Below are 25,918 nucleotides of genomic sequence, written 5' to 3'. Positions count from 1 at the left end.
CATTTTCACCTTACGGTTTTTACGGGTTCGTGCGTCGATTGGTCCGAAAGGGGCTTGTGATTGGTAAAAGGGAATCAATATCATTGGCGCCCCTAACCCGCGCCAGGTGCCATCGCCATGCTGCTTCACATTCCCGGGCTGTTCGACGCCGACGAAATCTCGCGTATTCGCCAGGCCCTGGAGCAGGCCGACTGGGCCGATGGCAAGGTCACGGCGGGTTACCAGTCGGCCAAGGCCAAGCACAACCTGCAGTTGGCCGAAGGCCATCCGCTGGCCAAGGAGATCGGCAGCGCGCTGATCGAACGGCTGTGGCGCAACCCGTTGTTCATGTCGGCAGCGCTGCCGCACAAGGTGTTCCCGCCGCTGGTCAACTGTTACCAGGAGGGGGGCAATTTCGATTTCCATATCGACAACGCCCTGCGCCAACCCAAAGGCAGCCCGGAGCGGGTGCGCACCGACCTGTCCTCCACCCTGTTCCTCAGCGACCCTGACAGTTACGACGGCGGCGAGCTGGTGATCCAGGACACCTACGGCGTACAGCAGGTCAAGCTGGCGGCTGGCGACATGGTGTTGTACCCCGGCACCAGCCTGCACAAGGTCAACCCGGTGACCCGCGGCGCCCGCTATGCAGCGTTCTTCTGGACCCAGAGCCTGGTGCGCGATGACGGCCAGCGCACCCTGCTGTTCGAGATGGACAACGCCATCCGCCAGCTCACTGCCGACGTGCCGGATCACCCATCGCTGCTGCAACTGACCGGCACCTACCACAACCTGCTGCGCCGCTGGGCCGAGGTCTGAGCCGTGTCTTATCAGTTGCGTCGTGAACAGGTGGTGGACCTCGCCGGGCTGCAGGCCATGCTCGAACATAGCCCGGGCCAGGCCGCCCAGGCCATCCTCGCGGCAGCGGGGCAGGGCGCGGTCGAGGCACAGTTGCTGCTGGGGCAGATCCTGCTCGACGGGCGCGGCATCGAGCAGGATGCCGAGGTCGCCCGGCGCTGGTTCCAGATTGCTGCTCAAGGGGGCAACGGCATGGCGCACAACATGCTGGGGCGCTGCTTGGAGCATGGCTGGGGCGGTGCAGTGGACCTGGCCCAGGCGGCCATTCACTACGCGCGTGCGGCCGACGCCGGGCTGGACTGGGGCATGTACAACCTGGGTAACCTGCTGGCCACGGGGCGCGGCGTACCGACCAACCAGACCCAGGCATTGGCGTGCTACGAGAAGGCTGCTCAGCTGGGCCATGCCAAGTCGATGAACTTGTACGGCCGTTATCTGGAGCAAGGTATCGCCACCGCCGCCAGCCCGGCCCGTGCCGTGCGCTGGTATCGCCGCTCGGCAGAGGCGGGTGATTTCCGTGGCATGTTCAGCCTGGCGATGGTGCTTGCCGAGCGCGGTCAGATGGCCGAGGCCGAGCCATGGTTCGAGCAGGCTCGTGCAGAGGGCAACCTGAACTTCCTGCGCAGCAGCCAGGCGCTCCTGCTGGCGGCCGGCCCGCTGCTGTCTGCTCAGGCGGCCCGTTATAGCGGCGAGCTCGAGCTGCGTGCTGGTGCAGGGGAAAAGCTTCGATCTTAAGCGGGCGTGGGGGGACGAGCATGCTAGGGCGACTTTCCCACAGGAGTCGCACCATGGCTGAACCCTACATCACCGAACAATCCTTCATTGCCCGTCTGAATGTGCTCAACACCAAGTATCCGGGGCCTGTAGGTCGCTGGGAGTACAGCCCGGGCTACAACGGCAGCGTCCACTGGCATCAGAGCACCTGGCTGACGACCTCGCGCCAAGACCGTGAGGCCTTGAAGTTGTGGTTCGGCGCCGTGGAGTACGGCGACGAAGGCCATGTCTATGAGGTCCGTCTATGGACCGGCAACAGTGCGGGCCCGATGTACAACCGGCGGTTCGACATCAGTTCCAATGGTTACTTAGGCCTCTATGAAATCACCCCAATCGTGGGCCCCCTCTGGCGCATGGCGCATACCGATGACGGCAAGGTGCGCATGACCAATCTCGACGGCAAAGGGGTGGGCGTGCACTGGGACAAGGCAGCCTGGAGCACCGGGCGCATGGGTAGCTACCTGCGCTTGGGGGCGGAGCCGTCAGCCCTGTTCGATGTGGATATCGTGCAAATGGGCATCGAAGAGCCGCTTTAGGTTTTTGTCGGACAGTACAACCTGCTTCACCGCTGGGCCGAGGTCTGAGCCGTGTCCTGCCAGTTGCGTCGTGAGCAGGTGTTGGCCCTGGCCCAGGCGGCCTTCACTATGCGCACGCGGCCGACACCGGGCTGGACTGGGGCATGTACAACGTGGGTAACCTGCTGGCCACCGGGCGCGGTATGCCGACGAGATCGAACTGCGCGAACAGTAAAGGTGAACCTGTCGGCCCATGGCATTTATGGGCGCCGTTGTCAGTGTTTCCAGCTGATCATCAAGCTTCCTTTCCGATCATGGTAGCGCTTTACCACGGAGGAACTGGCATGCGTTTCATTCAAGAACGTTCATTCATTGCAACACTCTCTTCCACGACGCCTGGATATGAAGGTGTTCTCGATTCGGTCGAGTTCAAAAGCGTTCCTGCCTCACGCTGCAATAATTGGCTGACCCTCACTTCCCATTTTTCGGTACACGCGCAGCAGCGTTTCTGGTTCGGTTACTACGAGGGGGCGAACCCTGGCTATAAGGTCGTTACCGTGGAGTCGGAGGCGGGTGCATCCCATCGTGATATCTGGGACCTGGGGCGCGGAGATTGCGTCGGCTATTACGTGAAGGTGGCCAAGCCACTGTTGTGGCGTATCTGGGTCGATGGCCAGAAACTGGCGATTCCTGAGGTCAGCGACTACTCCCAGGTGACGATTGCCGCCGTGGGCAGCGTGCCGCTAGGGGTTCGTAACCGAAAGTCCTGGGAGGATCGCTATGTCAGCGCGGGTGCGCCAAACAAGTTGATCATGCGGATGAGCGTCAGCGAGGTGAATGTGCCGAGTTTCGACAATTTCTCGATGTTTCGCCGCCTCTGATCAGGCATGAAAACGGGGCCTTTCGGCCCCGCTCTGCATTACAGGTAGTAGGCCTTCAGCGGCGGGAAGCCGTTGAATTCCACCGCGCTGTAGCTGGTGGTGTAGGCACCGGTGGACAGCCAGTACAGGCGGTCACCGATGGCCAGGTTCAGTGGCAGGCCGTACTTGTAATTCTCGTACATGATGTCGGCGCTGTCGCAGGTCGGGCCGGCAATAACCACTTCTTCGGTCTCGCCTTTTTTCTCGGTCCAGATCGGGAACTTGATGGCCTCGTCCATGGTTTCGATCAGGCCGGAGAACTTGCCCACGTCGGTGTAGATCCAGCGCTCGACCGCGGTGCGCGACTTGCGTGCCACCAGCACCACTTCGCTGACCAGGATGCCGGCGTTGGCGATCAGCGAACGGCCTGGCTCGAGGATGATTTCCGGCAGGTCGTCACCGAAGTCTTCCTTGAGGAAGCGAATGATCTCTTCGGCATAGGTCTCGAGGCTGTTGGTGCGGGTGATGTAGTTGGCCGGGAAGCCGCCACCCATGTTGATCAGCTTCAGCTCGATGCCGTCTTCTTCCTTAAGGCGCTCGAAGATCACCTTGACCTTGGCGATGGCGGCGTCCCACACGCTGATGTCGCGCTGCTGCGAGCCAACGTGGAAGGAGATGCCGTACGGCACCAGGCCCAGGTCGCGGGCGAGGATCAGCAGGTCCATGGCCATGTCGGTCTGGCAGCCGAACTTGCGCGACAGTGGCCAGTCGGCGGTGGTGGAGCCTTCGGTGAGGATACGCACATAGACCTTCGAGCCCGGCGCGGCCTTGGCGATGTTGCGCAGGTCGGCTTCGGAGTCGGTGGCGAACAGGCGCACGCCTTTTTCGAAGAAGTAGCGGATGTCCTTGGACTTCTTGATGGTGTTGCCGTAGCTGATGCGATCAGGGCTGACGCCACGGCCAAGCACTTTGTCCAGCTCGTAGATCGAGGCGATGTCGAAGCTCGAGCCTTTCTCTTTGAGCAGGTCGATGATCTCGACGGCCGGGTTGGCCTTGACCGCGTAGTAGACCTTGGCGAATTCGAACCCGGCGCGCAGGTCGTCGTAGGCCTGGCTGATCATCTGGGTGTCGATGAGTACGAACGGGGTTTCCTGCTTGTCGGCGAACGCCTTCATTTTCTGGAAGGTGTCACGCGCGAAATAGTCTTCGACCTGGATCGACATGCTCAAGGGCTCCATGGGCAAACTGAAAGAATAAGTGGCTGCAAACTGAACGTCCTCCGTATCCCCACTTTGGTTCGCCTACTTCCCAAGGCATGTCGCCGAAAGCAAAAAGGTCAACCGTGCCAGGCTGTGGCTGCGGGTGACCTTGCTGTCTCGTCGTCAGTACTTGAGCCGGATGGATCGTTTCCAGCATGGACGTTCGGCGCGCACTTTAGGGCGTGATTCCAGCAAGATCAACAGGCAATCCCGGTGGGTTCGCCGTGGATCGACGAGCAGTTACCTGAATAACCGACTCGTGTGACCGGCAGATGTTCCCCGGGATCTTTGAAGCGTTAAATATTGTGGAATAGACCGGGCTGGCCCCTTCGTGGGTGAACCCGCTCCCACAGGGATTACGCGATTCCTGTGGGAGCGGGTTTACCCGCGAAGGAGGCCAAGGTGTTCATATTTATGGCCACGTATACCTGGTACGTCGGTGCATGAAACCCGTCATAAATTTTTTGTTACCGACTGGCGGAATTGCCGCTTTTGATGAGAAACATTACTATTCGCACCCTTATCTGCCTGCCTGATGATCACCCACCGTGTCCGGACACAAAGGCTTCCTCGACCACTATCACGAGCTGATCGGCACCTGGACGCGCAAGTTGCGCAGTCGTCAGCAGGCCGAGGACCTCACCCATGATGCCTTCGTGCGGGTTCTGGAAAATCCGCGCGATCAGGTCGAGCAGCCACGTGCCTACCTGCACCAGACCGCACGCAATATCGCTGTCGATGGCTACCGCCGTGAAGACCGCCGCCAGGCCCTGGTGCTGGAAGGTTTCGACGACGAAGCGGCGGCGGGTGATGACCCGGAGGCCTACGTGCATGCCCTGGAACTGGCCGACAGTGTCGAGCGGGCGCTGGCCGAGCTGCCACTCAACTGCCGGCAGGTGTTCGTCTGGCAGAAGCTCGAGGGCCTGAGCCAGGCCGAGATCGCCGAGCGCATGGGCTTGAGCAAGAACATGGTCGAAAAGTATATGATCCGCACGCTCCGACATCTGCGTGAGCACCTGGATGTGTCGGCCAGATGAGTCAGGAGACCCCATTGATGAAACAGCATGCGTTCGACCCCGCCGGTGAGCAGGCGGCCGCCTGGTTCGCCCGGGTTCAGGACGCGCCGGGCGACGCCGAGCTGCAGGCGGCCCTGCAGCAGTGGCTGGCGCAGGATGCACGGCACCGCGACGAGTATCGCCGGCTCACGCAGCTGTGGCGCGCCGCCGAGCTGATTCCACGGCAACGGCTTCAGGCGCTCTGCGCACCTGAGCCGGTGCGCCAGTTGCCACGCCGACGGGTACTGCGCCAAGCCCTGGCGGCCGGGGTGGCGATCGCCGCACTTGGCCTGGGCTGGAGTGGCTGGCACTACCAGCGGCTCAATCATCAGGACGCATTGCAAACGGCACTGGGCGAGCGCCGCCAGTTCGACCTGCCGGACGGTTCGCAGTTGCAGCTCAACAGCGGCACACGGTTGAGCGTGGACTTTTCAGCGGGTCGCCGGCATGTGCTGTTGAGCCAGGGCGAGGCGATGTTCATCGTCGCCCACGACACTAGTCGCCCCTTTGTGGTCAGCACCGCCCAGGGTGAGGTGACGGTCACCGGCACGCGCTTCGATGTGCGCCAGGACCCGGCCAGCACTCGCGTGGCAGTGGAGCAGGGCTCGGTGCGGGTGCAAGGCGCAGGTGATGGGCTGGCGCAGTTGGGGGCCGGCCAGGGCTCGCATATCGATGCCCACGGCAAGGTTGCCGCGCCCTATGCCATCGACGTCGATTCGCTCACCGCCTGGCGCCAGGGCAAGCTGGTGTTCGACAACACGCCGCTCAGCGAAGTGGTCGTCGAAGTGTCGCGCTACCGTGCCCAACCGCTGCGAGTCGCCCCCGGTAAAGTGGCCGGCCTGCGCCTGTCGAGCAGTTTCAGCACGGATGACCCCGATGCCCTGCTGCGCGCCTTGCCGAGCATCCTGCCGGTGGCGATCAGGCAGCATGCCGATGGCTCCAGCGAAATAATTGCAAAATAGATTCAGGTTTTTTTTCGCCCGTTCGTCTTCCCCGCCAGCTGCAACTGCCAAGCATTTACATTTGCATGCGGTTGGCGTTTATCCGACCTTTCAGGATTTCTCGAAGACGTGAACAACAACAAGCCCCTTCTCCAGCTGCGCCGCCTGGCGCTGGCCCTGGCGGTCAGTGCCGCTGCCGCCAACAGCTACGCCGACAGTATTCAGATCCAGGCCCAGCCGCTGGCGACCGCCCTCAAGCAACTGGGCCAGCAGACCAACCTGCAGCTGTTCTTCAGCCCCGAACTGGTGGCGGGCAAAGAGGCCCCGGCGGTGTCCGGCGACCTGGCTCCGGAACAGGCGCTGCAGCAGCTGCTGCAAGGCAGCGGGCTGACCTTCGAGCAGTCGGCCGATACCGTGGTGGTCAAGCCGGCGGCAGTCGCCGGGACGCTGACAACCGGCAGCCTGGAGCTGGCGCCCACCGATGTGAAAGTGGTCGGCGACTGGCTGGGCGATGCTCAGCAGAGCGTGGTGCAGAACCACCCCGGCGCGCGCACCGTGGTACGCCGCGAGGCGATGGTGGAGCAGGGCACCATGAACGTGCGCGATGCCCTGCGGGGCATCCCCGGGGTGCAGGTGCAGGACTCCAACGGCACCGGCGGCAGCGACCTGTCGCTGAACGTCGGCGTGCGTGGCCTCACCTCGCGCCTGTCGCCGCGCTCGACCGTGCTGATCGACGGCATCCCGGCCGCCTTCGCGCCCTATGGCCAGCCGCAGCTGTCGATGGCGCCGATCTCTTCGGGCAACCTCGACAGCATCGACGTGGTGCGTGGTGCAGGCTCGGTGCGCTATGGCCCGCAGAACGTCGGCGGGGTGATCAACTTCGTCACCCGGGCGATCCCCGAAAAGGCCAGCGGCGAGCTGGCGAGCACCCTTGAGACCTCGCGTTATGGCGGCTGGAAACACACCGAGTCGGCCTTCCTCGGCGGCACCGCCGACAACGGCATCGGCGTCGCGCTGCTGTACAGCGGCGTCAATGGCAATGGCTACCGGCGCAGCAACAACGACAACGACATCGACGATGTGCTGCTCAAGACCCACTGGGCGCCGACCGATGTCGACGAGTTCTGGCTGAACTTCCACTACTACGATGGCCGCGCCGACATGCCCGGCGGCCTGACCCAGGCCCAGTACGACCAGGACCCCTACCAGTCGCTGCGTGACTACGACTACTTCGCAGGCCGGCGCAAGGACGTGTCGTTCAAGTGGCAGCGCCAGCTCGACGACGCCACCCAGTTCGAGGTGTTGACCTACTACACCGACAGTTTCCGTGGCAGCACCATCGCTTCCAGCGACATGAAGACCCTGTCGTCGTACCCGCGCAACTACCACACCTTCGCCATCGAGCCGCGCTTGTCGCGGGTGTTCTTCGTCGGCCCGACCACCCAGGAGGTCAGCGTCGGCTACCGCTACCTGAAGGAGGCCATGCGCGAGCAATCGACCCGGTTGTCGTTGATCGACAATGTGCCGACCCAGACCGCCAAGTCCGACGGCCATGTGTTCCAGGACCGCAGCGGCGGCACCGAAGCCAGCGCTTACTACATCGATGACAAGATCGACGTGGGCAACTGGACCATCACCCCGGGTATCCGCTTCGAGCACATCAACACCGACTGGCGCGACCGCCCGGTGCTGGACGACAGCCTCAAGCCGGTGGCGGAGAAGAACCGCAGCATCACCAGCAACGAGCCGCTGCCGGCGCTGAGTGTGATGTACCACCTGTCCGATGCGTGGAAGCTGTTCGCCAACTACGAGACCTCGTTCGGCAGCCTGCAGTACTTCCAGCTGGGCCAGGGCGGTAGCGGCGACAGTACCGCCAATGGCCTGGAGCCGGAGAAGGCCAAGACCTACGAGCTTGGCACGCGCTATGACGATGGCCATTTTGCCGGTGAGCTGACGGCGTTCTACATCGACTTCGATGACGAACTGCAGTACATCAGCAACACGGTGGGCTGGACCAACCTCGGCGCCACCACGCACCAGGGTATCGAGGCGTCGGCGCGCTATGACCTGGCCGGGCTGGACCCACGCCTGCAAGGGTTGTCGGTAAATGCCGGGTACACCTACACCCGTGCCACCTACGAGGGTGACATCCCCGGCTTCGAAGGCCGCGACCTGCCGTTCTACTCGCGCCAGGTGGCGACTGCCGGCCTGCGTTACCAGGTCAATCGCTGGACCTGGAACCTCGATGCGTTCGCCCAGTCCGGGCAGCGCGCTCCGGGTACCGGCATGACCAAGACCGGCCAGTTCACCGGCAACTACATCACCGAACCGAGCGCCGATGGGCAGTACGGCGATATCCCGGGCTACGTGACCTGGCATGCCCGGGGTGGCTATGACTTCGGGCCGCAGCTGTCCAACCTGAAGCTGGCAGCCGGGGTGAAGAACCTGTTCGACAAGCAGTACTTCACCCGCTCCAGCGACAACAACTCGGGGATCTATGTGGGTGAGCCGCGCACGTTCTATGTGCAGGCCAGTGTAGGGTTCTGATCCGACGTTGCCTTCATCGCGGGGCAAGCCCGCTCCCACAGGGATCGCGCCAGGTCTTTAAGTTGTGAGCAAGACAGTTGCTCCCACGCCAGGTCGCAGATCGTGGGAGCGGGCTTGCCCCGCGATTGGGCGTATCAGGAGGCCACGGCCTCAGCCGGCGACACGATACTGGTCTTGCCCCCCCGCGATCGCCCGGAACTCAGGTACGCCGCAATCGACTCCTGCGTCACCTCCCCAAGGAACACCTGCTCGGCATCCAGCACCGGCAGCCACGCCCGGTTGAACTCGTACATCCGCGACAGCAGGATGCGCAGATGTTCATCGTGTGATGCCGTGGCGTTGAACGGCCGCAGGAAGTCGCCGCAGGTGCCCTGTTGGCGATGCATGTCGCGCCGGCGCACATAGCCCAGCGCCTTGTTCTGCCCGTCAGTCACCACCACATAGCGGCGGTCGTGCTCATCCAGCAGCTCGAGCGCATCGGCCACCGGCGTTTGCGGGCTCACCGACGGCGCGTTGTCCGCCGCGTCTTCGGCGCGCACCAGCAGCAGGCGCTTGAGCGTGCTGTCCTGGCCGACGAAGTTGCTGACGAAGTCGTCCACCGGGTGCGCCAGCAGGGTGTCCGGGTGATCCAGCTGCAACAGCTTGCCGGCACGGAAGATGGCGATCTTGTCACCCAGCTTGATCGCCTCGTCGATGTCGTGGCTGACCATGATCACGGTCTTGTTCAGCGCCCGCTGCATCTCGAAGAACTCGTTCTGGATCAGCTCGCGGTTGATCGGGTCGACCGCACCGAACGGCTCATCCATCAATAGCACCGGCGCCTCGGCGGCCAGTGCGCGGATCACCCCGATGCGCTGTTGCTGGCCACCGGACAGCTCGCGCGGGTAGCGCTGCAGGTACTGCTTGGGCTCCAGCTTGATCATGCTCATCAGTTCGCGGGCACGGTCGTGGCATTTCTGTTTGTCCCAGCCGAGCAGGCGCGGCACGACGGTGATGTTTTCCTCGATGGTCATGTTGGGGAACAGGCCGATCTGCTGGATCACATAGCCGATATGGCGGCGCAGGGTCACTTCGTCCAACCCGCTGGTGTCCTCGCCATTGATGAACACCTGGCCTGAGGTGGGGGTGATCAGGCGGTTGATCATTTTCAGCGTGGTGCTCTTGCCGCAGCCCGAGGGGCCGAGGAACACGCAGATCTCGCCTTCGTTGACGGTGAGGTTCACGGCATCGACGGCTTTGACCTCCTTGCCGTTGGCGTGGAAGGTCTTGCTGAGGTTCTTCAATTCGATCATGGGCGCAGTCCTTCTGGAGTCAGGGCACGTTGCAGGGTTTGCAAGAGCAGGTCGGCGACGATCGCCAGCAGGCTGACCAGCACGGCGCCGACCAGCAGCATCGACATGTCGCTGCGGCTGATGGAGGTGAGGATGAGCACGCCCAGGCCGCCGGCGCCGATGGTGGCGGCGATGGTCATCACGCCGATGTTCATCACCACGGCGGTGCGCACGCCGGCGAGGATCACCGGCACGGCGATGGGCAGCTCGACCATGCGCAGGCGCTGGCCGAAGGTCATGCCGATGCCGCGCGCGGCCTCACGGATACCGGGCTCGACATTGGTCAGGGCCAGGTAGGTGTTGCGCAGGATCGGCAGCAGTGAATAAAGGAACACCGCGGTGATGGCCGGCAGCGGGCCGAGGCCCTGGCCGAACTTCGAGTAGAACGGCAGCAGCAGGCCGAACAGGGCGATCGACGGAATGGTCAGCAGCACCGTGGCGCTGGCCTGCAGCGGGCCGGCCAGGGACGGGAAGCGGGTCATCAGGATGCCCAGCGGCACGCCGACCAGGATCGCCAGGCCCACCGCGATGCCGACCAGAGTGATGTGCTGCCCGGTCAGTTGCAGGACCTGGGCCCAGTCCAGGTGGGCGAAGGTGTCGAGCAGGTTCATGGTGTCACCTCGCTGAGTGGGTGCGCTTGCAGGAACGCTGCGGCGACCACGGCCGGGCTCTGGTGCTCGACATCAACCTTGGCGTTGAGCTGGCGCATGGTCTCGTCATCCAGCTGTTCGGCCAGTGGCTTGAGCAGCGTGGCCAGTTGCGGATGGGCGTCGAGCACTGCCTGGCGCAGCACCGGGGCGGCGGTGTAATCGGGGAAGTAGTGCTTGTCGTCTTCGAGCAGCTTGAGGTTGAACGCGTTCAAGCGCCCGTCGGTGGTGTAGACCAGGCCGGCGAATACCTGGTTATTGCGCATCGCGGTGTACACCAGGCCGCCGTCCATCTGGCGGATGTTGCGTCGATCCAGCGGCAGACCGTACAGCTCGCGCAGGCCGACCAGGCCATCGGGGCGGTTGGCGAACTCGGTGTCCAGCGCTACCAGGTGCAGGCGTTGCTGCTCGTCGTGCAGTACCTGGTTGAGGTCGCTGATCGTGTTGATCTGCGGGTAGGCCTCGGCAACCTGCTTGGGCAGGCCCAGGGCATAGGTGTTGCTGAACTTCGACGGGGTCAGCCAGACCAGGCCTTTTTTGCCATCGAGTGCTTTCACCCGGGCGTAGGTGGCGTCTGCGTTGGGCATGCGCTCGTCGATATGGTTGTAGGACACCAGCGACACGCCGGTGTATTCCCACATCAGGTCGAGCTGGCCGGTTTCCTGCGCCTGACGCGCGATGTTGCTGCCAAGGCCGGTGGTCACGCGTACCTCGAAGCCGTTGGCACGCAGGTACTGGGCGGTGATTTCGGCGAGCACGGTCTGTTCGGTGAACATCCGCGCGCCGACGTGGATCAGCGGTTTTTCCGCTGCCTGGGCAAATCCTGCGTACAGCAGGGCCGCGCCCAGCAGCAAGGCGATTGTCTTGTTCATGGGTTCCCTTTTTTAGTGGGCCAGGCCACGTTCCAGCCAGCGCTTGCTGGAGGCACTTACCAGCGCGTCGAGCACCAGGGCCAGCAGTGCCGTGCACGCGGCGCCGAGCAACAGCTGCGGTTGGTTGTTCAGGGCGATGCCGGGGAAGATCAAACTGCCCAGGCTGTTGGCGCCGATCAGGAACGCCAGGGGCGCGGTGCCCACGTTCAAGGCCAGGGCCACCCGCACGCCGCCGACAATGATCGGCACGGCGTTGGGCAACTCCACCTGCCACAACTGCTGGCGCGGGGTCATGCCGATGCCGGTGGCGGCTTCCTTGAGCGAGGCAGGGACGTTTTTCAGGCCCTCGTAGGTGTTGCGCACGATGGGCAGCAGCGAGGCGAGGAACAGCGCGAAGATCGCAGGACCTGCGCCGATGCCCAGAACGCTCAGGGCGATGGCCAGGACGGCCAGGGGAGGAATGGTGTTGCCAATGTTGAAGAACTGCATGAAGCGTTCGGCTTTGTCGACCCGTTGCGGTCGACTCAGGGCAATGCCGGCGGGGATGCCCACGGCCAACGCCGCCGCCATCGAAGCCAGCACCAGCATCAGGTGCGCTTGCAGGTAGAAAGCAAGATCGTCGCGGTAGCGGGCGATCGTATCGATGCCGATCCAGTGGACCAGCAGGGCCAGGATGACGAGCACGGCGGCCCATCCCAACAGCCCTTTTCCGTAGCGTGCAGCCACAGGCGGACTCCTTCTTGTAGTCGGCGCTCGCACCCCCGTGTGGCCGGCCATTCCTGGCGGCGGGCGGTGTGAACGCGAGTAGCAGCGCGAGGCGGGCAGAACGCCGCGATCACGCCATGAGCCGAACCCCGTCGGGCCCGAAAATGCTGATGAAACCAATCCCCCAACCGAAGCGGGTTGCAGGGGAGTGGACGTCTCCGTGGGCGTAAAGGTTCCCATCTGAGGCGGCATTTGGCCAGTGTTAATCACTGGGGTGAAGGGATTCTGGCGAGAAAAAACAGCAGGTTAATGCGCTACAGGCGTTGAAATAACTGTGCTGTGGCCATTTGTCGTGATGAAGCGGTTGCCTGATGAATTTGCTGTGGCAGTGCCGGCCCTTTCGCGGGTAAACCCGCTCCCACAGGGTTCTGCATTGCCCTAGGCCTTGTGCGATAGCCATGCAGTACCTGAGCTCTCCACCGACCTCAGGCCGAGTGCAGTACCTGTGGGAGCGGGTTCACCCGCGAAAGGGCCGGAACAGGTGCCGCTGGTTCCGCAAATTTTGGTCTAGGACCAACTTCAGGTATGATACGGCCCCTTTTTTAATCCCCCAGTCAGGCGATTTCCCATGACCAACCAGGCCGCCGAAGTCGCGAAACGCCGCACTTTCGCAATCATTTCCCACCCCGACGCCGGTAAGACCACCATCACCGAGAAGCTCCTGCTGATGGGCAAGGCGATCTCCGTCGCGGGCACCGTGAAGTCGCGCAAGTCCGACCGCCACGCCACCTCCGACTGGATGGAAATGGAGAAGCAGCGCGGCATCTCCATCACCACCTCGGTGATGCAGTTCCCCTACCGCGAGCACATGATCAACCTGCTCGACACCCCCGGCCACGAAGACTTCTCGGAAGACACCTACCGCACCCTGACCGCGGTGGACTCGGCGCTGATGGTGCTCGACGGCGGTAAGGGTGTAGAGCCGCGCACCATCGCCCTGATGGACGTCTGCCGCCTGCGCGATACGCCCATCGTCAGCTTCATCAACAAACTCGACCGTGATATCCGCGACCCGATCGAGCTGCTCGACGAAATCGAGGCAGTACTTAAGATCAAGGCCGCGCCGATCACCTGGCCGATCGGTTGCTACCGCGACTTCAAGGGTGTGTACCACCTGGCGGGCGACTACATCATCGTCTACACCCCAGGCCACGGCCACGAGCGTACCGCGGTGAAGATCATCGAAAAGCTCGACTCCGATGAAGCCCGCGCGCACCTGGGTGACGAATACGAGCGCTTCCTCGAGCAACTGGAGCTGGTGCAGGGCGCCTGCCACGAGTTCGACCAGGACGAGTTCATCAACGGCCAGCTCACCCCGGTGTTCTTTGGTACCGCATTGGGCAACTTCGGTGTCGACCATGTGCTCGACGCGGTGGTCGACTGGGCGCCGCGCCCGTTGGCACGTGTGGCCCACGAGCGTACCGTGGAGCCGGTGGAAGAGAAATTCTCGGGCTTCGTGTTCAAGATCCAGGCGAACATGGACCCGAAGCACCGCGACCGTATCGCCTTCATGCGCATCTGCTCGGGCAAGTACGAAAAGGGCATGAAGATGCGCCACGTACGCACCGGCAAGGACCTGCGCATCGGCGATGCGCTGACCTTCTTCTCCTCCGAGCGTGAACAGCTCGACGAGGCCTTCGCCGGCGACATCATCGGCCTGCACAACCACGGCACCATTCAGATCGGCGACACCTTCACCGAAGGCGAGGCGCTGGGCTTTACCGGTATCCCGCACTTCGCCCCGGAGCTGTTCCGCCGCGTGCGCCTGAAGGACCCGCTGAAATCCAAGCAGCTGCGCCAGGGCCTGCAGCAGTTGGCCGAAGAGGGTGCGACCCAGGTGTTCTTCCCCCAGCGCAGCAACGACATCATCCTGGGTGCGGTCGGTGTGCTGCAGTTCGATGTGGTCGCCAGCCGTTTGAAGGAAGAGTACAAGGTCGAGTGCGCCTACGAGCCCATCACCGTGTGGTCGGCGCGCTGGATCAGCTGCGATGACAAGAAGAAGCTCGAGGACTTCCAGAACAAGGCCATGGAGAACCTGGCCATCGACGGCGGTGGGCACCTGACCTACCTGGCGCCGACCCGAGTCAACCTGTCGCTGATGGAAGAGCGCTGGCCGGATGTGAAGTTCCGCGCGACCCGCGAGCACCACTGACAGCAGCGACAAGTTGCAAGCTACAAGCTACAAGAAGAAGCGGGCCCGAATTGGCCCGTTTCTTCTTGCCGCTTGCAGCTTGAGACTTTGCAACTGACGAATGTCAGTTGCCTGCTTTTATGCTGGTCCAGATCCGCGTCCTGATGCGGTCGATCTTCGCCGGCATCGCCTCCAGGGCATACAGCTTGCCCATCACATCCTCGCTCGGGTAGATCATCGTGTTGCCCTTGATGGCCGGGTCCACCTTCGCGTCGGCCTGCTGGTTGCCATTGGCGTACTGCACGAAGTTGCTGATGCCCGCCATCACCTCAGGCTGCAACAGGTAGTTCATGTAGGCGTAGCCGGCTTTTTCGTCCGGCGCATCGGCCGGCATGGCGACCATGTCGAACCACAACGGCGCGCCTTCCTTGGGGATCGAATACCCCACCTTCACCCCGTTCTTCGCCTCTTCGGCGCGGTTCTTCGCCTGCAGCACGTCGCCCGAGAAACCCACCACCACGCACACATCGCCATTGGCCAGGTCGCCGGTGTACTTCGACGAATGGAAGTAGCTGATGTATGGGCGCACCTTCATCAGCAGCGCCTTGGCCTTGTCGTAGTCGGCGGGGTCCTGGCTGTGCTGCGGCAAGCCAAGGTAATGCAAGGCGATCGGCAGCAGTTCGGGGCCGTTGTCCAGCACCGCCACGCCGCAGCTTTTCAGCTTGCCGATGTACTCGGGCTTGAAGATCAGGTCCCAGGAATCGACCGGGGCGTTGTCGCCCAGTACCGCCTTGACCTTGTCGATGTTGTAGCCGATGCCGGTGCTGCCCCACAGGTACGGGAAACCGTACTGGTTGCCCGGGTCGTTGACTTCCAGGGCCTTGAGCAGCACCGGGTTGAGGTTCTTCCAGTTGGGCAACTGCGACTTGTCCAGCTTCTTCAGGGCCTTGCCCTGGATCTGCCGGGCCATGAAGTGGTTGGAGGGGAACACCACGTCGTAGCCGGAGTTGCCGGTCATCAGCTTGCCGTCGAGGGTCTCGTTGCTGTCGAACACGTCGTAGGTCGGCACGATGCCACTGGCCTGCTGGAAGTTCTTCAAGGTGTCGGGGGCGATGTAGCTCGACCAGTTGTAGATCTTCACCGAGTCGGCGGCACTGGCCACGCTGGCGGCCAGCATCAGGGGAGCGAGAAGGAGCGTGCGCATGTCGGGGTTACCTTGCTTTGTCTGTTGTTATCGAAGGCAGGCGATCAGCGGATCAGAAGATCAGAACGTAGGTCTTGCGCACGGTCTCCTGGATGTCCCAGGTGCCGACGCTGTTGGCCGGTAGCATCAGTGCGTCTCCGGCTTCTATGACCAGGGGCTCGCCACCGTCGGGGGTGAAGGTGCAACGGCCCTTGATGAAATGGCAGAACTCCTGTTGCACGATCTGCCGCCGCCAGCGCCCGGGGGTGCATTCCCAGATGCCGGTCTCGACCCCGTCGCTGCGTTCGACGCAGGTGACCGAGGTGACGGCGACCGGCTCGCCGAGGGGCACGGCGACCGGGTTGCAGCTCTGCAGGATGGCGCTGTCGGTGTGCTTGAACTGGGTGATGCTCATGACCGGTGGATCCTGTTGTTGTGGAGGGGGAAGTCAGTGCATGAAGCCTTCCATGAAGTCGGCCAGCCCACTGGCCAGGCGCCGCCGCCAGGGGGCGCTGGCCGGGCTGGCGAGGGTCCGGTCCTCGTGGACGAAACTCTGGATAATTGCGTTGTAGCCCAGCCAGCGGCATGGCTCGGGCGGCCAGCTGGCCAGGCTGGCCAGCGGGCGGTTGTCGTGTACCCAGGGCTGTGCGGTGAGGGCGTTGTGCTGGCCGAGGATCAGCGCCGCCAGGGTGCGCCCGCCGAGGTTGGTGGCACCGACGCCTTCGCCGCCGTAGCCGCCCGACAGCGCGACGCCACGCTGGCGGTCGCAGAGCATGTGCGGCCTGAAGCGTCGGGCCATGCCCAGGTTGCCGCCCCAGGAATGGGTGATGCGCACGTGCTTGAGTTGCGGGAACAGCTCGCCGAACAGGTAGCGACGCAGTTCGACTTCGCTGTCGGTGAGGGTGAAATCTTCGCGTAGCCGGCCGCCGAAGCGGTAGCCGCCGCGGGCGCCGAACACCAGGCGGTTATCGGCGCTGCGCTGGCCGTAGGTGACCTGGCGGCTGTTTTCGCTGAAGGCCTGCCCCTGGCTCAGGCCGATCTGCTCCCAGGTCGATTCCGGCAGCGGTTCGGTGGCCACCAGCAAGCTCTGCACGGGCAACTGATGGCGCCCGAGCGGCGGCAGGCTGGCGGCATAGCCCTCCACTGCCGGCACGACCCAGTGGCTGCGGATGCGCGCCAAGGGTGTGCGTACCTCGCCGGTTTGCCAGTCGATGGCCGGGGTGTTTTCGTAGATGGGTACACCCAGGTTTTCCACTGCGCGGGCCAGCCCGCGCACCAGCTTGGCCGGCTGGATGGTCGCGGTGTGCGGGCTGAAGATCGCGCCGTAGGGGTTGCTGATGCGCAGCTGCGCATCCAGCTGCTCGGGGCGCAGCCAGTGGTAGTCGTCCTCGGTCATGCCCTGGCGATACAGGTCGTCCAGCCAGGCGCGCAGGCTGCGTTCCTGCTCCGGGTAGCGGGCTGCGCAGTAGAGCACGCCGCCCTTGCGGTAGTCGCAGTCGATGCCTTCGCGCTGCAGCACGTTGTGCACTTCGTCAGGGACGCCGTGCAGCAGATCGATGCTGGCGCGGCGCTGTTGCGGTGACAGGCTGGCCAGCAGGCGGTCCTCGCCCAGCAGGTTGCCCATCAGCCAGCCACCGTTGCGCCCGGAGGCACCGAAACCGGCGATGTTGGCCTCGATCACCGCGATGTTCAGTTGCGGGGCCTGGCGCTTGAGGTAGTAGGCGGTCCACAGCCCGGTGTAACCGGCGCCGATGATGCATACATCGAGGTCCAGGTCTGCGCGCAGTGCCGGGCGTGCGCACAGCGGCTCGTCGAGCTGGTCCATCCACAGGCTGATCGTGCGCAGGGGTTGCATCGGGTCGGGCTCCACATCCGTCTTGGTCTGTGGGCGATCCTATTAGTGCGCTGCGATGGCTGTCTTACGTGCGTGCACGCAGGGAAATTTGCTTGAGGTAGGCCTTGGGCGACAGCCCGGTGTGTTCGCGGAAGCACTTGTAGAACGCCGACAGCGAGTTGAACCCGGCATTGAACGCCAGCTGGTCGATCGGGGCTTCGGCGCTGCCGTTGTCCAGGCCGGCCATCAGGTATTGCAGGCGCGCCTGGTTGACGTAGCGGTAGAAGCTCTGGCCCAGCACCTGGTTGAGCAGATAGGAAATCTGGTTGCGGCTGTAGCCGCTTTCGTCGGCCACTTGTTGCAGGTCCAGCTCGGGGTCCAGGTAGGGGCGTTGGTGATTGAAGTAGTGCTCCAGGTCCTGGGCCATGGTCGACAGCTGGCGCGGCGACAGGCCCAGGCGGCTGGTGGCCGGGCGCGGGCCGCCTGTCTGGCTGCCTTTGGCGTGCTGGCGCACCAGTGTTGCGTATTCGTTGATCCGCCAGATCAACCCGTCCTTGACCGTGATCGCCTCGCTGGACTGGAACGCCACCAGCCCTTCGCCCCCTTGCACGGTGACCTGGTACTGGATGAACGCGGTGCAGCCGTCGACGCGAATGCGGTCGCTGTGGACGATGTCCTCGCCGGCCTCGTGAGGCAGGCAGGCGCGCACGTAGTCGCGCAGCTCGTCATGGCCGAGCACGCGGTTCTGGAAGAAGTCGTGGTACTGGATATCCGGGTGGTAAAGCGCCATCACCCCGTCCAGGTCGCGATGCTTCCAGCACAGGTGGTAGCGCATGACGGTGTCGGCGGTGAGCGGGGTTTGCCCGGGGCCGTCGGGGAGGGTGGTCGAGGTCATGGCGCGATAGTGCATTGGCTCGCTTGCGGGTGACAAGGCCAGGCATTGCAGAACGCCTTCGGGGCCAAGCGGTGATCCGGCATTTTGCACGGCGAATCAAAGCGGCTTAACCGCTAAGGCCTTGTTTCATATGGATGTCATTTTTTGACACAACTGGCATGAGCGCTGCACGGACCTTGATAGACCACGAACGAGGAGAAGCATCATGCGCTCGATACTGCTGTGGATGATTGGTGTGCCGATTCCGGTGATCATCCTGATCTGGTTCTTTATGCATTGAGAAAATCGCGGGGCAAGCCCGCTCCCACGAGGCCTGTGCGGGCTCGTGGGAGCGGGCTTGCCCCGCGATGACGTTTACAGGAACTGCTCGGCGTAGTGGCAGGCCACCTGCCGCGTACCCACTTGCCTCAGCGCCGGCACCTCCTTGGCGCAACGTTCGGTCGCATACGGGCAACGCTTGTGGAACGCGCAGCCATCCGGCGGATTCAGCGGGTTGGGCAGCTCACCGGCAATGCGGATCTTCGGCTTCAGCGGGTCCGGATGGATCGCTGGCGTCGCCGACAACAGTGCCTGGGTGTACGGATGCAGGGGCTTCTCGTAGATATCCTCCTTCGGCCCCATCTCCGCCGGCCGGCCCAGGTACATCACCAGCACCTGGTCAGCCACATGGCGCACCACCGCCAGGTTGTGGGAGATGAACACGTAGGCGGTGTTGAACTCCTTCTGTAGGTCCATGAACAGGTTCAGCACCTGGGCCTGGATCGACACGTCGAGCGCCGAGGTCGGCTCATCCGCCACCAGCACCTTGGGCTGCAGCATCATCGCCCGGGCCAGGGCGATGCGCTGGCGCTGACCACCGGAAAACATGTGCGGGTAGCGCTGGTAGTGCTCGGGGCGCAGGCCCACCTGCTCCATCATCTTCTGCACTTTTTCGCGGCGCTCGGCTTTGCTCAGCGAGGTGTTGATCAGCAGTGGCTCGGCCAACTGGTCACCGATCTTCTGCCGCGGGTTGAGCGAGGCGTAAGGGCTTTGGAACACCATCTGCACATCGCGGCGCAGCTGCTTGCGCTCGGCCTTGCCGGCGCCGTTGACCTCGGTGCCGGCGATCTGCAGCGAGCCGGACGACGGCTCCTCGATCAAGGTCAAGGCACGGGCCAGGGTCGACTTGCCGCATCCCGATTCGCCGACCACGGCCAGGGTCTTGCCAGCCTCCAGTTCGAACGACACGCCGTTCAGCGCGCGCACCAGGGCATGGCCCTTGAACAGGCCGCGGGACACTTCGTAGTGACGGGTCAGCTCACGGGCTGAAAGAACGACGGCCATCACGCCACCTCCTGGTTGAGCGGGTAGAAGCAACGCACCAGGCTATGGGCCTGTGGGTCGAGGGCGGGGCGTTGGCGGCGGCAGTTGTCCTGCACGTAAGGGCAGCGTGGCGACAACAGGCAACCCTGCGGGCGGTCGTAGCGGCCGGGAACGATGCCGGGCAGGGTGGCCAGGCGTTCGGCGCCGATACTGTGCTCGGGGATGGCCGCCAGCAGCGCTTCGCTGTAGGGGTGGGCAGGGATGTCGAAGAGTTCCGGCACCTGGCCGACCTCGACGGCTTGGCCTGCATACATCACACACACGCGTTTGGCGGTCTCGGCGACCACGGCCAGGTCGTGGGTGATCAGGATGAGCGCCATGTTGCGCTCTTTCTGCAGGTTGACCAGCAGCTCCATGATCTGCGCCTGGATGGTCACATCCAGCGCGGTGGTCGGTTCGTCGGCGATCAGCAGCTTGGGTTCACCGGCGATGGCCATGGCGATCGCCACCCGTTGGCTCATGCCCCCGGACAGTTGGTGCGGGTAGGCGTCCAGGCGGCTTTCGGCGCCCGGGATCTCGACTTTTTTCAGCAACTCCAGGGCCCGCTGGCGGGCGGCCTTGCCCTTGAGCCCGAGGTGCTGGCGCAGCACTTCCTCGATCTGGTAGCCCACGGTGTAACTGGGGTTGAGCGCGGTCATCGGGTCCTGGAAGACCATGGCGATGTCCTTGCCCACCACCTTGCGCCGTTGCCGGCCGCTGAGCTTGAGCATGTCGGTGCCATCGAAGGTGAGGGCATCGGCGGTGATGCGCCCGGGGGCGTCGATCAGCCCCATCAGGGCCATCATGGTGACCGATTTGCCGGAGCCGGACTCGCCGACGATGGCGAGGATCTCGCCGGCGTCCACGTTCAGGTCGAGGCCGTCCACCACCGGTACTGCATTGGCGTCGCCGAAGCGCACGTTCAGGTTGTTGATCTGCAACAGTGACATGGCGGTCTCCTCAGGCGGCGTTCTTGAGTTTCGGGTCCAGCGCATCGCGCAGGCCGTCGCCCATCAGGTTGATGGCCAGGACACTGAGCAGGATGGTCAGGCCGGGCAGGCTCACCACCCACCAGGCGCGCTCGATGTAGTCGCGCGCCGAGGCCAGCATTGTGCCCCACTCGGGGGTGGGCGGCTGCACGCCAAGGCCGAGGAAGCCCAGGGCGGCGGCGTCGAGGATTGCCGAGGAGAAACTCAAGGTGGCCTGCACGATCAGCGGGGCCATGCAGTTGGGCAGCACGGTAACGAACATCAGCCGTGGCAGGCTGGCGCCGGCCAGGCGTGCGGCGGTCACGTAGTCACGGTTCAGCTCGCCCATCACCGCGGCGCGGGTCAGGCGCACGTAGGACGGCAGCGAAACGATGGCGATGGCGATCACCGTGTTGATCAGGCCTGGGCCGAGGATGGCGACGATGGCCACGGCCAGCAGCAGCGAGGGCAGGGCGAGCATTACATCCATCAGGCGCATGATCGACGGGCCGAGAATCTGCGGGAAGAACCCGGCCAACAGGCCCAGCAGGATGCCGGGGATCAGCGACATCACCACCGACGACAGGCCGATCAGCAGCGACAGGCGTGCGCCCTGGATAAGCCGTGAAAGCAGGTCGCGGCCCAGTTCGTCGGTGCCGAGGATGAACTGCCAGGTGCCGCCTTCGAGCCACACCGGTGGCGTGAGCAGGAAGTCGCGGTACTGCTCGCTGGGGTTGTGCGGTGCCACCCAGGGCGCGAACAGCGCGCAGAACACCACCAGGGTCATGAAGGCCAGGCCGGCAACCGCGCCTTTGTTGCGCGAGAAGGCCTGCCAGAACTCCTTGTAGGGCGAGGGGTAGAGCAAACTTTGGTCAACCGCGGCTGGCGGAGTGACGGATTTTGGAATCGGGCTGGTCATGACGAAGTCCTCAGCGCTGATGGCGGATGCGTGGGTTGACCAGGCCGTAGAGGATGTCCACGACGAAGTTGACCAGGATCACCAGGCAGGCGATCAGCAGAATGCCGTTCTGCACCACAGGGTAGTCACGGGCACCGATGGCTTCGATCAGCCATTTGCCGATGCCCGGCCAGGAAAAGATGGTTTCGGTGAGCACGGCGCCGGCCAGCAGCGTGCCGACCTGCAGGCCGAACACGGTCAGCACCGGGATCAGGGCGTTGCGCAGGCCGTGGATGAACACCACGCGGGCGGGTGACAGGCCTTTGGCGCGGGCGGTGCGGATGTAGTCCTCGCGCAGCACTTCGAGCATCGACGAGCGGGTCATGCGAGCGATCACCGCCAGCGGGATGGTGCCCAGCACGATGGCCGGCAGGATCAGGTGCATCAGCGCGTCCTTGAACGACCCTTCTTCGTCGCTGAGCAGAGTGTCGATGAGCATGAAGCCGGTCTTCGGCTCGATGTCGTACAGCAGGTCGATGCGCCCGGAGACTGGCGTCCAGCCCAGGCTCACGGAGAAGAACATGATGAGAATCAGGCCCCACCAGAAAATCGGCATGGAGTAGCCGGCCAGCGAGATGCCCATGACGCCGTGGTCGAACAGCGAACCGCGCTTGAGCGCGGCGATCACCCCGGCCAGCAGGCCGATGATGCCGGCGAACAGCAGGGCGGCAAAGGCCAGTTCGAGGGTCGCCGGGAACAGCGTGGTGAACTCGTGCCAGACGCTTTCGCGGGTGCGCAGCGACTCACCGAGATCGCCCTGGGCAAGCTTGCCGACGTAGTCCAGGTACTGCACCGGGAGCGGTTTGTTCAGGCCAAGGCGCTCCATGGCCTGGGCATGCATTTCGGGGTCGACCCTGCGTTCACCCATCATCACTTCGACGGGGTCGCCGGGGATCAGGCGTATGAGCGCGAAGGTCAGCAGGGTGATACCGAAGAAGGTCGGGATCAGCAGGCCCAGACGCCGGGCAATGAAACTCAACATGTTTGGGGTACCTCATCAGCCACTAAGGGCACAGCCGCCGGCTGCCTTGCAGATCGCCGGCGGTCGTTGTTGTTCTACTTCACCTTGGTGGTGGCGAAGTTATTGTTGGTCAGTGGGTTGATCACGTAGCCCTCGACGTTCTCGCGCATCGCAGTGAACATCTTCGGGTGGGCCATGCTGATCCACGGTTGGTCCTCATCGTACACCGCCAGCGCTTCGCTATAGAGTTTGGCGCGTTCGTCGTTGTCGATGGCTTCACGGGCGCGGGTGATCAACTGCTGGAACTTGGGGTTGCACCAGCGCGCATAGTTCTCGCCGGATTTTGCCGCATCGCAGCTGAGCAGCGGGCTGAGGAAGTTGTCCGGGTCGCCGTTGTCACCGGCCCAGCCGGTCGACACGAGGTCGGCCTCGCCGTTCTTGGCTCGGCGCAACATTTCGGCCCATTCCATCACGCGAATGTCGAGCTTGATACCGACCTTGGCCAGGTCGGCCTGCAGCATTTCTGCGGACAGGCGTGGGTTGGGGTTGGTCGCGCCACCACCATTGCGGGTGAACAGCGTGATCACCGTGCCTTCCGGTACGCCGGCTTCCTTGAGCAGGGCGCGAGCCTTGTCCAGGTCGTGGGGCGGGTTCTGGTTGGCACTGTTGTAGCCGAGCATGCTCGGTGGATACGGGTTGACCCCTACCATCGCGTTGCCCTTGCCGAACAACTGGTCGACGTGGGTCTGGCGGTCGAAGGCCATGTTGATCGCCTTGCGCACGCGGACGTCGCTCAGGTACTTGTGCTCGGTGTTCATCGCGATGTAGCCGGTGACCAGCGCTTCGATCTCGACAACCTTGAGTTTCGGGTCGGCCTTGATCGAGGACACGTCGTCAGGCTTGGGGTACAGCGCCACCTGGCACTCGTTGGCACGCAGTTTTTGCAGGCGGACATTGCTGTCGGTGGCGATGGCGAAGATCAGAGCGTCGGCCGGTGGCTTGCCACGGAAGTAGTCCGGGTTGGGCTTGTAGCGGACCTGGGCATCCTTGTTGTAGCGCTGAAAGACGAACGGGCCGGTGCCGATGGGCTTGCTGTTGAGTTCGGCGGTTTTGCCGGCCTTGAGCAACTGGTCGCCGTATTCGGCGGAGTAGATCGAGGTGAAGGCCATGCCCAGGTCATGCAGGAAGGGGGCTTCCGGGCGGGTCAGGGTGATCACCACGGTGTGGTCGTCGGTCTTCTCCACCGATTTGAGCAGGTCCTTGAAGGCCATGCTCTCGAAATAGGGGTAGCCGACGCTGCTCTTGTCGTGCCACGGGTGGTCTGGCCTGAGCTGGCGGTTCAGGCTCCACAGCACGTCGTCGGCGTTGAAGTTGCGGGTGGGGGTGAAGTAGTCGGTGCTGTGGAACTTCACGCCTTCGCGCAGGTGGAAGGTGTAGACCAGGCCGTCCGGGCTGATGTCCCAGTGGGTGGCCAGGGCCGGCTGGATATCCGTGGTGCCTGGCTTGAAGTCGACCAGGCGATTGAAGATGGTCTCGGCCGAGGCGTCGGCGGTGACGGCGGTGGTGTACTGGACAATGTCGAAGCCCTCGGGGCTGGCCTCGGTGCACACCACCAGCGGCTTGGCCGCAACGGTGGATGCAGCGCCCAGGATGACCGCTGCCAGGGCAGCGCGTAGCGGTAACGATTTCATGAAACCTCCCAGCAGTGCTATTCCAGCGTAGCCGCCACGGCCCGTGGGGAGTCGGGCCGTGGCGCCAGCGGTCAGAGAATGTTGAATGGAATGGTGGTGACCAGGCGGAACTCGTCGAGGCTGCCATCGCCCTGGGCCTTGCTGGCGCGGTGGGCGGTGTAGGTGGCACGGATGCTGGTGTCTTTCAGCGGGCCGCTCTGCACCGCGTAGCTGGTGCCGAAGCCCCACTCGTAGTGGGTTTCGCCGTCGAGGCCTTTCACGTCGTAGACGTTACCCTTGTAGTGGGTGCCGTCGATGCCCCAGCCGCGGGCGTTGTACAGGTTGAACTTGAGGCCCGGCACACCGTAGGGCGCCATGTTCAGCACATAGCTGATCTGCAGCGATTTCTCGTTGGGGCCGTTGAAGTCCGACAACAGCGAGTTGGCCAGGTAGATGCCGTTGGTTTCATGCAGGTAGTCGAAGTACTCGTTGCCATTCACCTGCTGCCACGACGCGCTCAGGGTGTGGGCCTGATGGGTCAGGCCGAACGACAGGCTGTAGGTGTCGTTGTCGATCTCGCCCATCTTCTTGCTGCCGGCGTCTACGGTCTTGTAGTAGTTCAAGCCGGTGGTCAGGCTCAGCACCGCGCTGTCGCCCAGCACATGGTTGGCGCCGAAGTAGTACTGATTCCAGAAGTCGTCGACCTTGGTGGCGTACAGGCTGGTACTCAGGCTTTTCAGCGGCTGGTAGTTGATACCGGCGGTGCTGGCGCGGTCGGTTTCCACGCCATTGCCGTATTCGCTGCGGAACTTGCTCAGGCTCTGCTCGGTACGTGGCGAGACGCGGTCGAAGGTGCCCAGGTCGAGCGACAGGTTGTCGAACTCGGCGCTGTGCAGGAAGGCACCCTGGAAGCTCGACGGCAGCGCGCGGTTGCCGATGTAGGCGATCATCGGGGTGTCGACCGCCTGGCGGCCGAGGGTGAGGGTGGTGTTGGACACCCGCGCCTTGACGTTGCCCAGGCCCATCTTGCTCCACTGGCCGATCACGTCGCCGTCGCTGTGGGTGAGCGTGCGGTTGTTGGGGCCGGCCACGGCGGCACGGCCGCGCTCCAGCGCCACGGCGTTGTAGGCGGCGGCTTCGACGGCGAAGCCCACGGTGCCCTCGGTGAAGCCAGAGCTGTAGTTGAGGATGGTGCCCTGCACCCAGTTGTCGCGGCTGTGGGTGGGTTTGCGAGTACCGTCGCTCTTGTAGTACTTCCACAGTGGCGCGCGGGTGGCGCGTTCGCGGGCATACCAGTTGCGGGTACTGCCGGACAGGCTCTGGCCGTCGATGAAGCCCTTGGCTTCGGCTTGCTCGCTGCTGGACTTGAGCGTGGTAGGGACGAAGTCCTGGCTCATCGGTTCGGCCTGGGCCAAGGCGCTGAAGGCGCCGATGGACAAGGCCAATGCGGTTTTCATGGTGCGTTTCAAAATCAAAGCTCCCTTTCTGTTCTTTTAGTTATCACCCGTGCCTCGTGGGCCGGGCCTGCAACGGTGACGCGGTACTGCAGGTATTCGCCTGGGGTCGCCAGGCAA

General features: G+C 63.7%; 23 protein-coding genes and 1 pseudogene. 9 read left to right on the top strand and 15 right to left on the bottom strand.

Annotated features, from left to right (window positions below):
- The first annotated feature begins 117 nt into the window (after window positions 1–117).
- The 5 genes and pseudogenes from EJA05_RS23085 (at window position 118) to EJA05_RS23065 (ending at window position 3,007) form a co-directional block, all read left to right on the top strand.
- Complete coding sequence (locus EJA05_RS23085) at window positions 118–798, top strand: Fe2+-dependent dioxygenase (RefSeq protein WP_125465391.1); 681 nt, start codon at window positions 118–120, stop codon at window positions 796–798.
- A 3-nt stretch (window positions 799–801) separates the two neighbouring features.
- Window positions 802–1,572, top strand: a complete 771-nt coding sequence (locus tag EJA05_RS23080; protein WP_125860145.1) for a tetratricopeptide repeat protein — start codon at window positions 802–804, stop codon at window positions 1,570–1,572.
- 53 nt (window positions 1,573–1,625) lie between these two features.
- Window positions 1,626–2,147, top strand: coding sequence for a hypothetical protein (locus EJA05_RS23075; RefSeq protein WP_125860143.1), 522 nt, complete (start codon window positions 1,626–1,628; stop codon window positions 2,145–2,147).
- A gap of 101 nt (window positions 2,148–2,248) precedes the next feature.
- Window positions 2,249–2,335 (top strand): annotated as a pseudogene (locus EJA05_RS28505) (sel1 repeat family protein); the annotation flags it as partial.
- 135 nt (window positions 2,336–2,470) lie between these two features.
- Window positions 2,471–3,007, top strand: coding sequence for a hypothetical protein (locus tag EJA05_RS23065; protein ID WP_125860141.1), 537 nt, complete (start codon window positions 2,471–2,473; stop codon window positions 3,005–3,007).
- A 38-nt stretch (window positions 3,008–3,045) separates the two neighbouring features.
- On the opposite strand, the gene EJA05_RS23060 is transcribed toward EJA05_RS23065, so the two are convergent.
- Window positions 3,046–4,209, bottom strand: a complete 1,164-nt coding sequence (locus tag EJA05_RS23060) for a type III PLP-dependent enzyme (RefSeq protein WP_125860139.1) — start codon at window positions 4,207–4,209, stop codon at window positions 3,046–3,048.
- A 584-nt stretch (window positions 4,210–4,793) separates the two neighbouring features.
- Between EJA05_RS23060 and EJA05_RS23055 the strand changes: the two genes are divergently transcribed.
- The 3 genes from EJA05_RS23055 to EJA05_RS23045 all read left to right on the top strand — a co-directional run bounded on the left by EJA05_RS23055 (window position 4,794) and on the right by EJA05_RS23045 (window position 8,788).
- Window positions 4,794–5,282: an RNA polymerase sigma factor gene (locus EJA05_RS23055; protein ID WP_110993484.1), complete on the top strand. Its 489-nt coding sequence runs from the start codon at window positions 4,794–4,796 to the stop codon at window positions 5,280–5,282.
- 17 nt (window positions 5,283–5,299) lie between these two features.
- Window positions 5,300–6,262: a FecR family protein gene (locus EJA05_RS23050; protein ID WP_125860137.1), complete on the top strand. Its 963-nt coding sequence runs from the start codon at window positions 5,300–5,302 to the stop codon at window positions 6,260–6,262.
- 108 nt (window positions 6,263–6,370) lie between these two features.
- Window positions 6,371–8,788: a TonB-dependent siderophore receptor gene (locus tag EJA05_RS23045; RefSeq protein WP_125860135.1), complete on the top strand. Its 2,418-nt coding sequence runs from the start codon at window positions 6,371–6,373 to the stop codon at window positions 8,786–8,788.
- Between the two features lie 134 nt (window positions 8,789–8,922).
- On the opposite strand, the gene EJA05_RS23040 is transcribed toward EJA05_RS23045, so the two are convergent.
- From EJA05_RS23040 to EJA05_RS23025, 4 genes are read right to left on the bottom strand one after another with little or no spacing between them, the layout of a single operon-like run.
- Window positions 8,923–10,080, bottom strand: a complete 1,158-nt coding sequence (locus tag EJA05_RS23040) for an osmoprotectant ABC transporter ATP-binding protein OsmV (RefSeq protein WP_125860133.1) — start codon at window positions 10,078–10,080, stop codon at window positions 8,923–8,925.
- Window positions 10,077–10,730, bottom strand: a complete 654-nt coding sequence (locus tag EJA05_RS23035) for an ABC transporter permease (RefSeq protein WP_125860131.1) — start codon at window positions 10,728–10,730, stop codon at window positions 10,077–10,079. The genes EJA05_RS23040 and EJA05_RS23035 overlap by 4 nt, the downstream gene beginning before the upstream one ends.
- Window positions 10,727–11,638 carry a glycine betaine ABC transporter substrate-binding protein gene (locus EJA05_RS23030; RefSeq protein WP_125860129.1) on the bottom strand — a complete coding sequence of 304 codons (912 nt, stop codon included), beginning with the start codon at window positions 11,636–11,638 and terminating at the stop codon, window positions 10,727–10,729. Before EJA05_RS23030 ends, EJA05_RS23035 begins: the two co-directional genes overlap by 4 nt.
- A 12-nt stretch (window positions 11,639–11,650) precedes the next feature.
- Window positions 11,651–12,364 carry an ABC transporter permease gene (locus tag EJA05_RS23025; protein WP_125860127.1) on the bottom strand — a complete coding sequence of 238 codons (714 nt, stop codon included), beginning with the start codon at window positions 12,362–12,364 and terminating at the stop codon, window positions 11,651–11,653.
- 607 nt (window positions 12,365–12,971) lie between these two features.
- Here EJA05_RS23025 and EJA05_RS23020 point away from each other — a divergent pair.
- Window positions 12,972–14,555, top strand: coding sequence for a peptide chain release factor 3 (locus EJA05_RS23020; RefSeq protein WP_125860125.1), 1,584 nt, complete (start codon window positions 12,972–12,974; stop codon window positions 14,553–14,555).
- 103 nt (window positions 14,556–14,658) lie between these two features.
- Here the strand turns inward: EJA05_RS23020 and EJA05_RS23015 are convergent, their stop codons facing one another.
- The 10 genes from EJA05_RS23015 to EJA05_RS22970 form a co-directional block, all read right to left on the bottom strand.
- Window positions 14,659–15,738 carry a polyamine ABC transporter substrate-binding protein gene (locus EJA05_RS23015; protein WP_110993476.1) on the bottom strand — a complete coding sequence of 360 codons (1,080 nt, stop codon included), beginning with the start codon at window positions 15,736–15,738 and terminating at the stop codon, window positions 14,659–14,661.
- Window positions 15,739–15,790: 52 nt separating this feature from the next.
- Window positions 15,791–16,132 (bottom strand): cupin domain-containing protein, encoded by a 342-nt coding sequence (locus tag EJA05_RS23010; protein ID WP_125465379.1) that lies wholly within the window; start codon window positions 16,130–16,132, stop codon window positions 15,791–15,793.
- A 33-nt stretch (window positions 16,133–16,165) separates the two neighbouring features.
- Window positions 16,166–17,572: an NAD(P)/FAD-dependent oxidoreductase gene (locus EJA05_RS23005; protein ID WP_125860123.1), complete on the bottom strand. Its 1,407-nt coding sequence runs from the start codon at window positions 17,570–17,572 to the stop codon at window positions 16,166–16,168.
- A 64-nt stretch (window positions 17,573–17,636) separates the two neighbouring features.
- Complete coding sequence (locus EJA05_RS23000) at window positions 17,637–18,461, bottom strand: helix-turn-helix domain-containing protein (protein ID WP_190306019.1); 825 nt, start codon at window positions 18,459–18,461, stop codon at window positions 17,637–17,639.
- Window positions 18,462–18,800: 339 nt separating this feature from the next.
- Window positions 18,801–19,769 carry a peptide ABC transporter ATP-binding protein gene (locus tag EJA05_RS22995; protein WP_110993472.1) on the bottom strand — a complete coding sequence of 323 codons (969 nt, stop codon included), beginning with the start codon at window positions 19,767–19,769 and terminating at the stop codon, window positions 18,801–18,803.
- Window positions 19,769–20,737, bottom strand: a complete 969-nt coding sequence (locus EJA05_RS22990) for an ABC transporter ATP-binding protein (protein ID WP_125860121.1) — start codon at window positions 20,735–20,737, stop codon at window positions 19,769–19,771. The genes EJA05_RS22995 and EJA05_RS22990 overlap by 1 nt, the downstream gene beginning before the upstream one ends.
- Before the next feature lie 10 nt (window positions 20,738–20,747).
- A complete protein-coding gene (locus tag EJA05_RS22985; protein ID WP_125465372.1) occupies window positions 20,748–21,674 on the bottom strand; it encodes an ABC transporter permease subunit in 927 nt (308 codons plus the stop codon).
- A gap of 10 nt (window positions 21,675–21,684) precedes the next feature.
- Window positions 21,685–22,695: an ABC transporter permease subunit gene (locus EJA05_RS22980; RefSeq protein WP_110993469.1), complete on the bottom strand. Its 1,011-nt coding sequence runs from the start codon at window positions 22,693–22,695 to the stop codon at window positions 21,685–21,687.
- Window positions 22,696–22,769: 74 nt separating this feature from the next.
- Window positions 22,770–24,365, bottom strand: coding sequence for an ABC transporter substrate-binding protein (locus tag EJA05_RS22975; protein WP_125860119.1), 1,596 nt, complete (start codon window positions 24,363–24,365; stop codon window positions 22,770–22,772).
- 71 nt (window positions 24,366–24,436) lie between these two features.
- The gene (locus EJA05_RS22970; RefSeq protein ID WP_125860117.1) at window positions 24,437–25,801 is read right to left on the bottom strand and encodes an OprD family porin; all 1,365 of its coding nucleotides are present in this window, start codon (window positions 25,799–25,801) and stop codon (window positions 24,437–24,439) included.
- Between the last annotated feature and the right edge of the window lie 117 nt (window positions 25,802–25,918).

It is taken from the genome of Pseudomonas oryziphila, assembly GCF_003940825.1.
Classification (GTDB): domain Bacteria; phylum Pseudomonadota; class Gammaproteobacteria; order Pseudomonadales; family Pseudomonadaceae; genus Aquipseudomonas; species Aquipseudomonas sichuanensis.
Note: the sequence above shows the minus strand (reverse complement) of the source record. Positions and strands in the feature narration are given on the sequence as shown.

Excerpts from the sequence above, each read along its gene's own strand:
- EJA05_RS23030 (WP_125860129.1), bottom strand. The coding sequence starts at position 11,638 with ATGAACAAGACAATCGCCTTGCTGCTGGGCGCGGCCCTGCTGTACGCA.
- EJA05_RS22975 (WP_125860119.1), bottom strand. The coding sequence starts at position 24,365 with ATGAAATCGTTACCGCTACGCGCTGCCCTGGCAGCGGTCATCCTGGGC.
- EJA05_RS23010 (WP_125465379.1), bottom strand. The coding sequence starts at position 16,132 with ATGAGCATCACCCAGTTCAAGCACACCGACAGCGCCATCCTGCAGAGC.
- EJA05_RS23075 (WP_125860143.1), top strand. The coding sequence starts at position 1,626 with ATGGCTGAACCCTACATCACCGAACAATCCTTCATTGCCCGTCTGAAT.
- EJA05_RS22990 (WP_125860121.1), bottom strand. The coding sequence starts at position 20,737 with ATGTCACTGTTGCAGATCAACAACCTGAACGTGCGCTTCGGCGACGCC.
- EJA05_RS23065 (WP_125860141.1), top strand. The coding sequence starts at position 2,471 with ATGCGTTTCATTCAAGAACGTTCATTCATTGCAACACTCTCTTCCACG.
- EJA05_RS22980 (WP_110993469.1), bottom strand. The coding sequence starts at position 22,695 with ATGTTGAGTTTCATTGCCCGGCGTCTGGGCCTGCTGATCCCGACCTTC.
- EJA05_RS23000 (WP_190306019.1), bottom strand. The coding sequence starts at position 18,461 with ATGCACTATCGCGCCATGACCTCGACCACCCTCCCCGACGGCCCCGGG.
- EJA05_RS23015 (WP_110993476.1), bottom strand. The coding sequence starts at position 15,738 with ATGCGCACGCTCCTTCTCGCTCCCCTGATGCTGGCCGCCAGCGTGGCC.
- EJA05_RS23050 (WP_125860137.1), top strand. The coding sequence starts at position 5,300 with ATGAAACAGCATGCGTTCGACCCCGCCGGTGAGCAGGCGGCCGCCTGG.
- EJA05_RS22995 (WP_110993472.1), bottom strand. The coding sequence starts at position 19,769 with ATGGCCGTCGTTCTTTCAGCCCGTGAGCTGACCCGTCACTACGAAGTG.
- EJA05_RS23035 (WP_125860131.1), bottom strand. The coding sequence starts at position 10,730 with ATGAACCTGCTCGACACCTTCGCCCACCTGGACTGGGCCCAGGTCCTG.
- EJA05_RS22985 (WP_125465372.1), bottom strand. The coding sequence starts at position 21,674 with ATGACCAGCCCGATTCCAAAATCCGTCACTCCGCCAGCCGCGGTTGAC.
- EJA05_RS23020 (WP_125860125.1), top strand. The coding sequence starts at position 12,972 with ATGACCAACCAGGCCGCCGAAGTCGCGAAACGCCGCACTTTCGCAATC.
- EJA05_RS23005 (WP_125860123.1), bottom strand. The coding sequence starts at position 17,572 with ATGCAACCCCTGCGCACGATCAGCCTGTGGATGGACCAGCTCGACGAG.
- EJA05_RS23040 (WP_125860133.1), bottom strand. The coding sequence starts at position 10,080 with ATGATCGAATTGAAGAACCTCAGCAAGACCTTCCACGCCAACGGCAAG.
- EJA05_RS22970 (WP_125860117.1), bottom strand. The coding sequence starts at position 25,801 with ATGAAAACCGCATTGGCCTTGTCCATCGGCGCCTTCAGCGCCTTGGCC.
- EJA05_RS23060 (WP_125860139.1), bottom strand. The coding sequence starts at position 4,209 with ATGTCGATCCAGGTCGAAGACTATTTCGCGCGTGACACCTTCCAGAAA.
- EJA05_RS23085 (WP_125465391.1), top strand. The coding sequence starts at position 118 with ATGCTGCTTCACATTCCCGGGCTGTTCGACGCCGACGAAATCTCGCGT.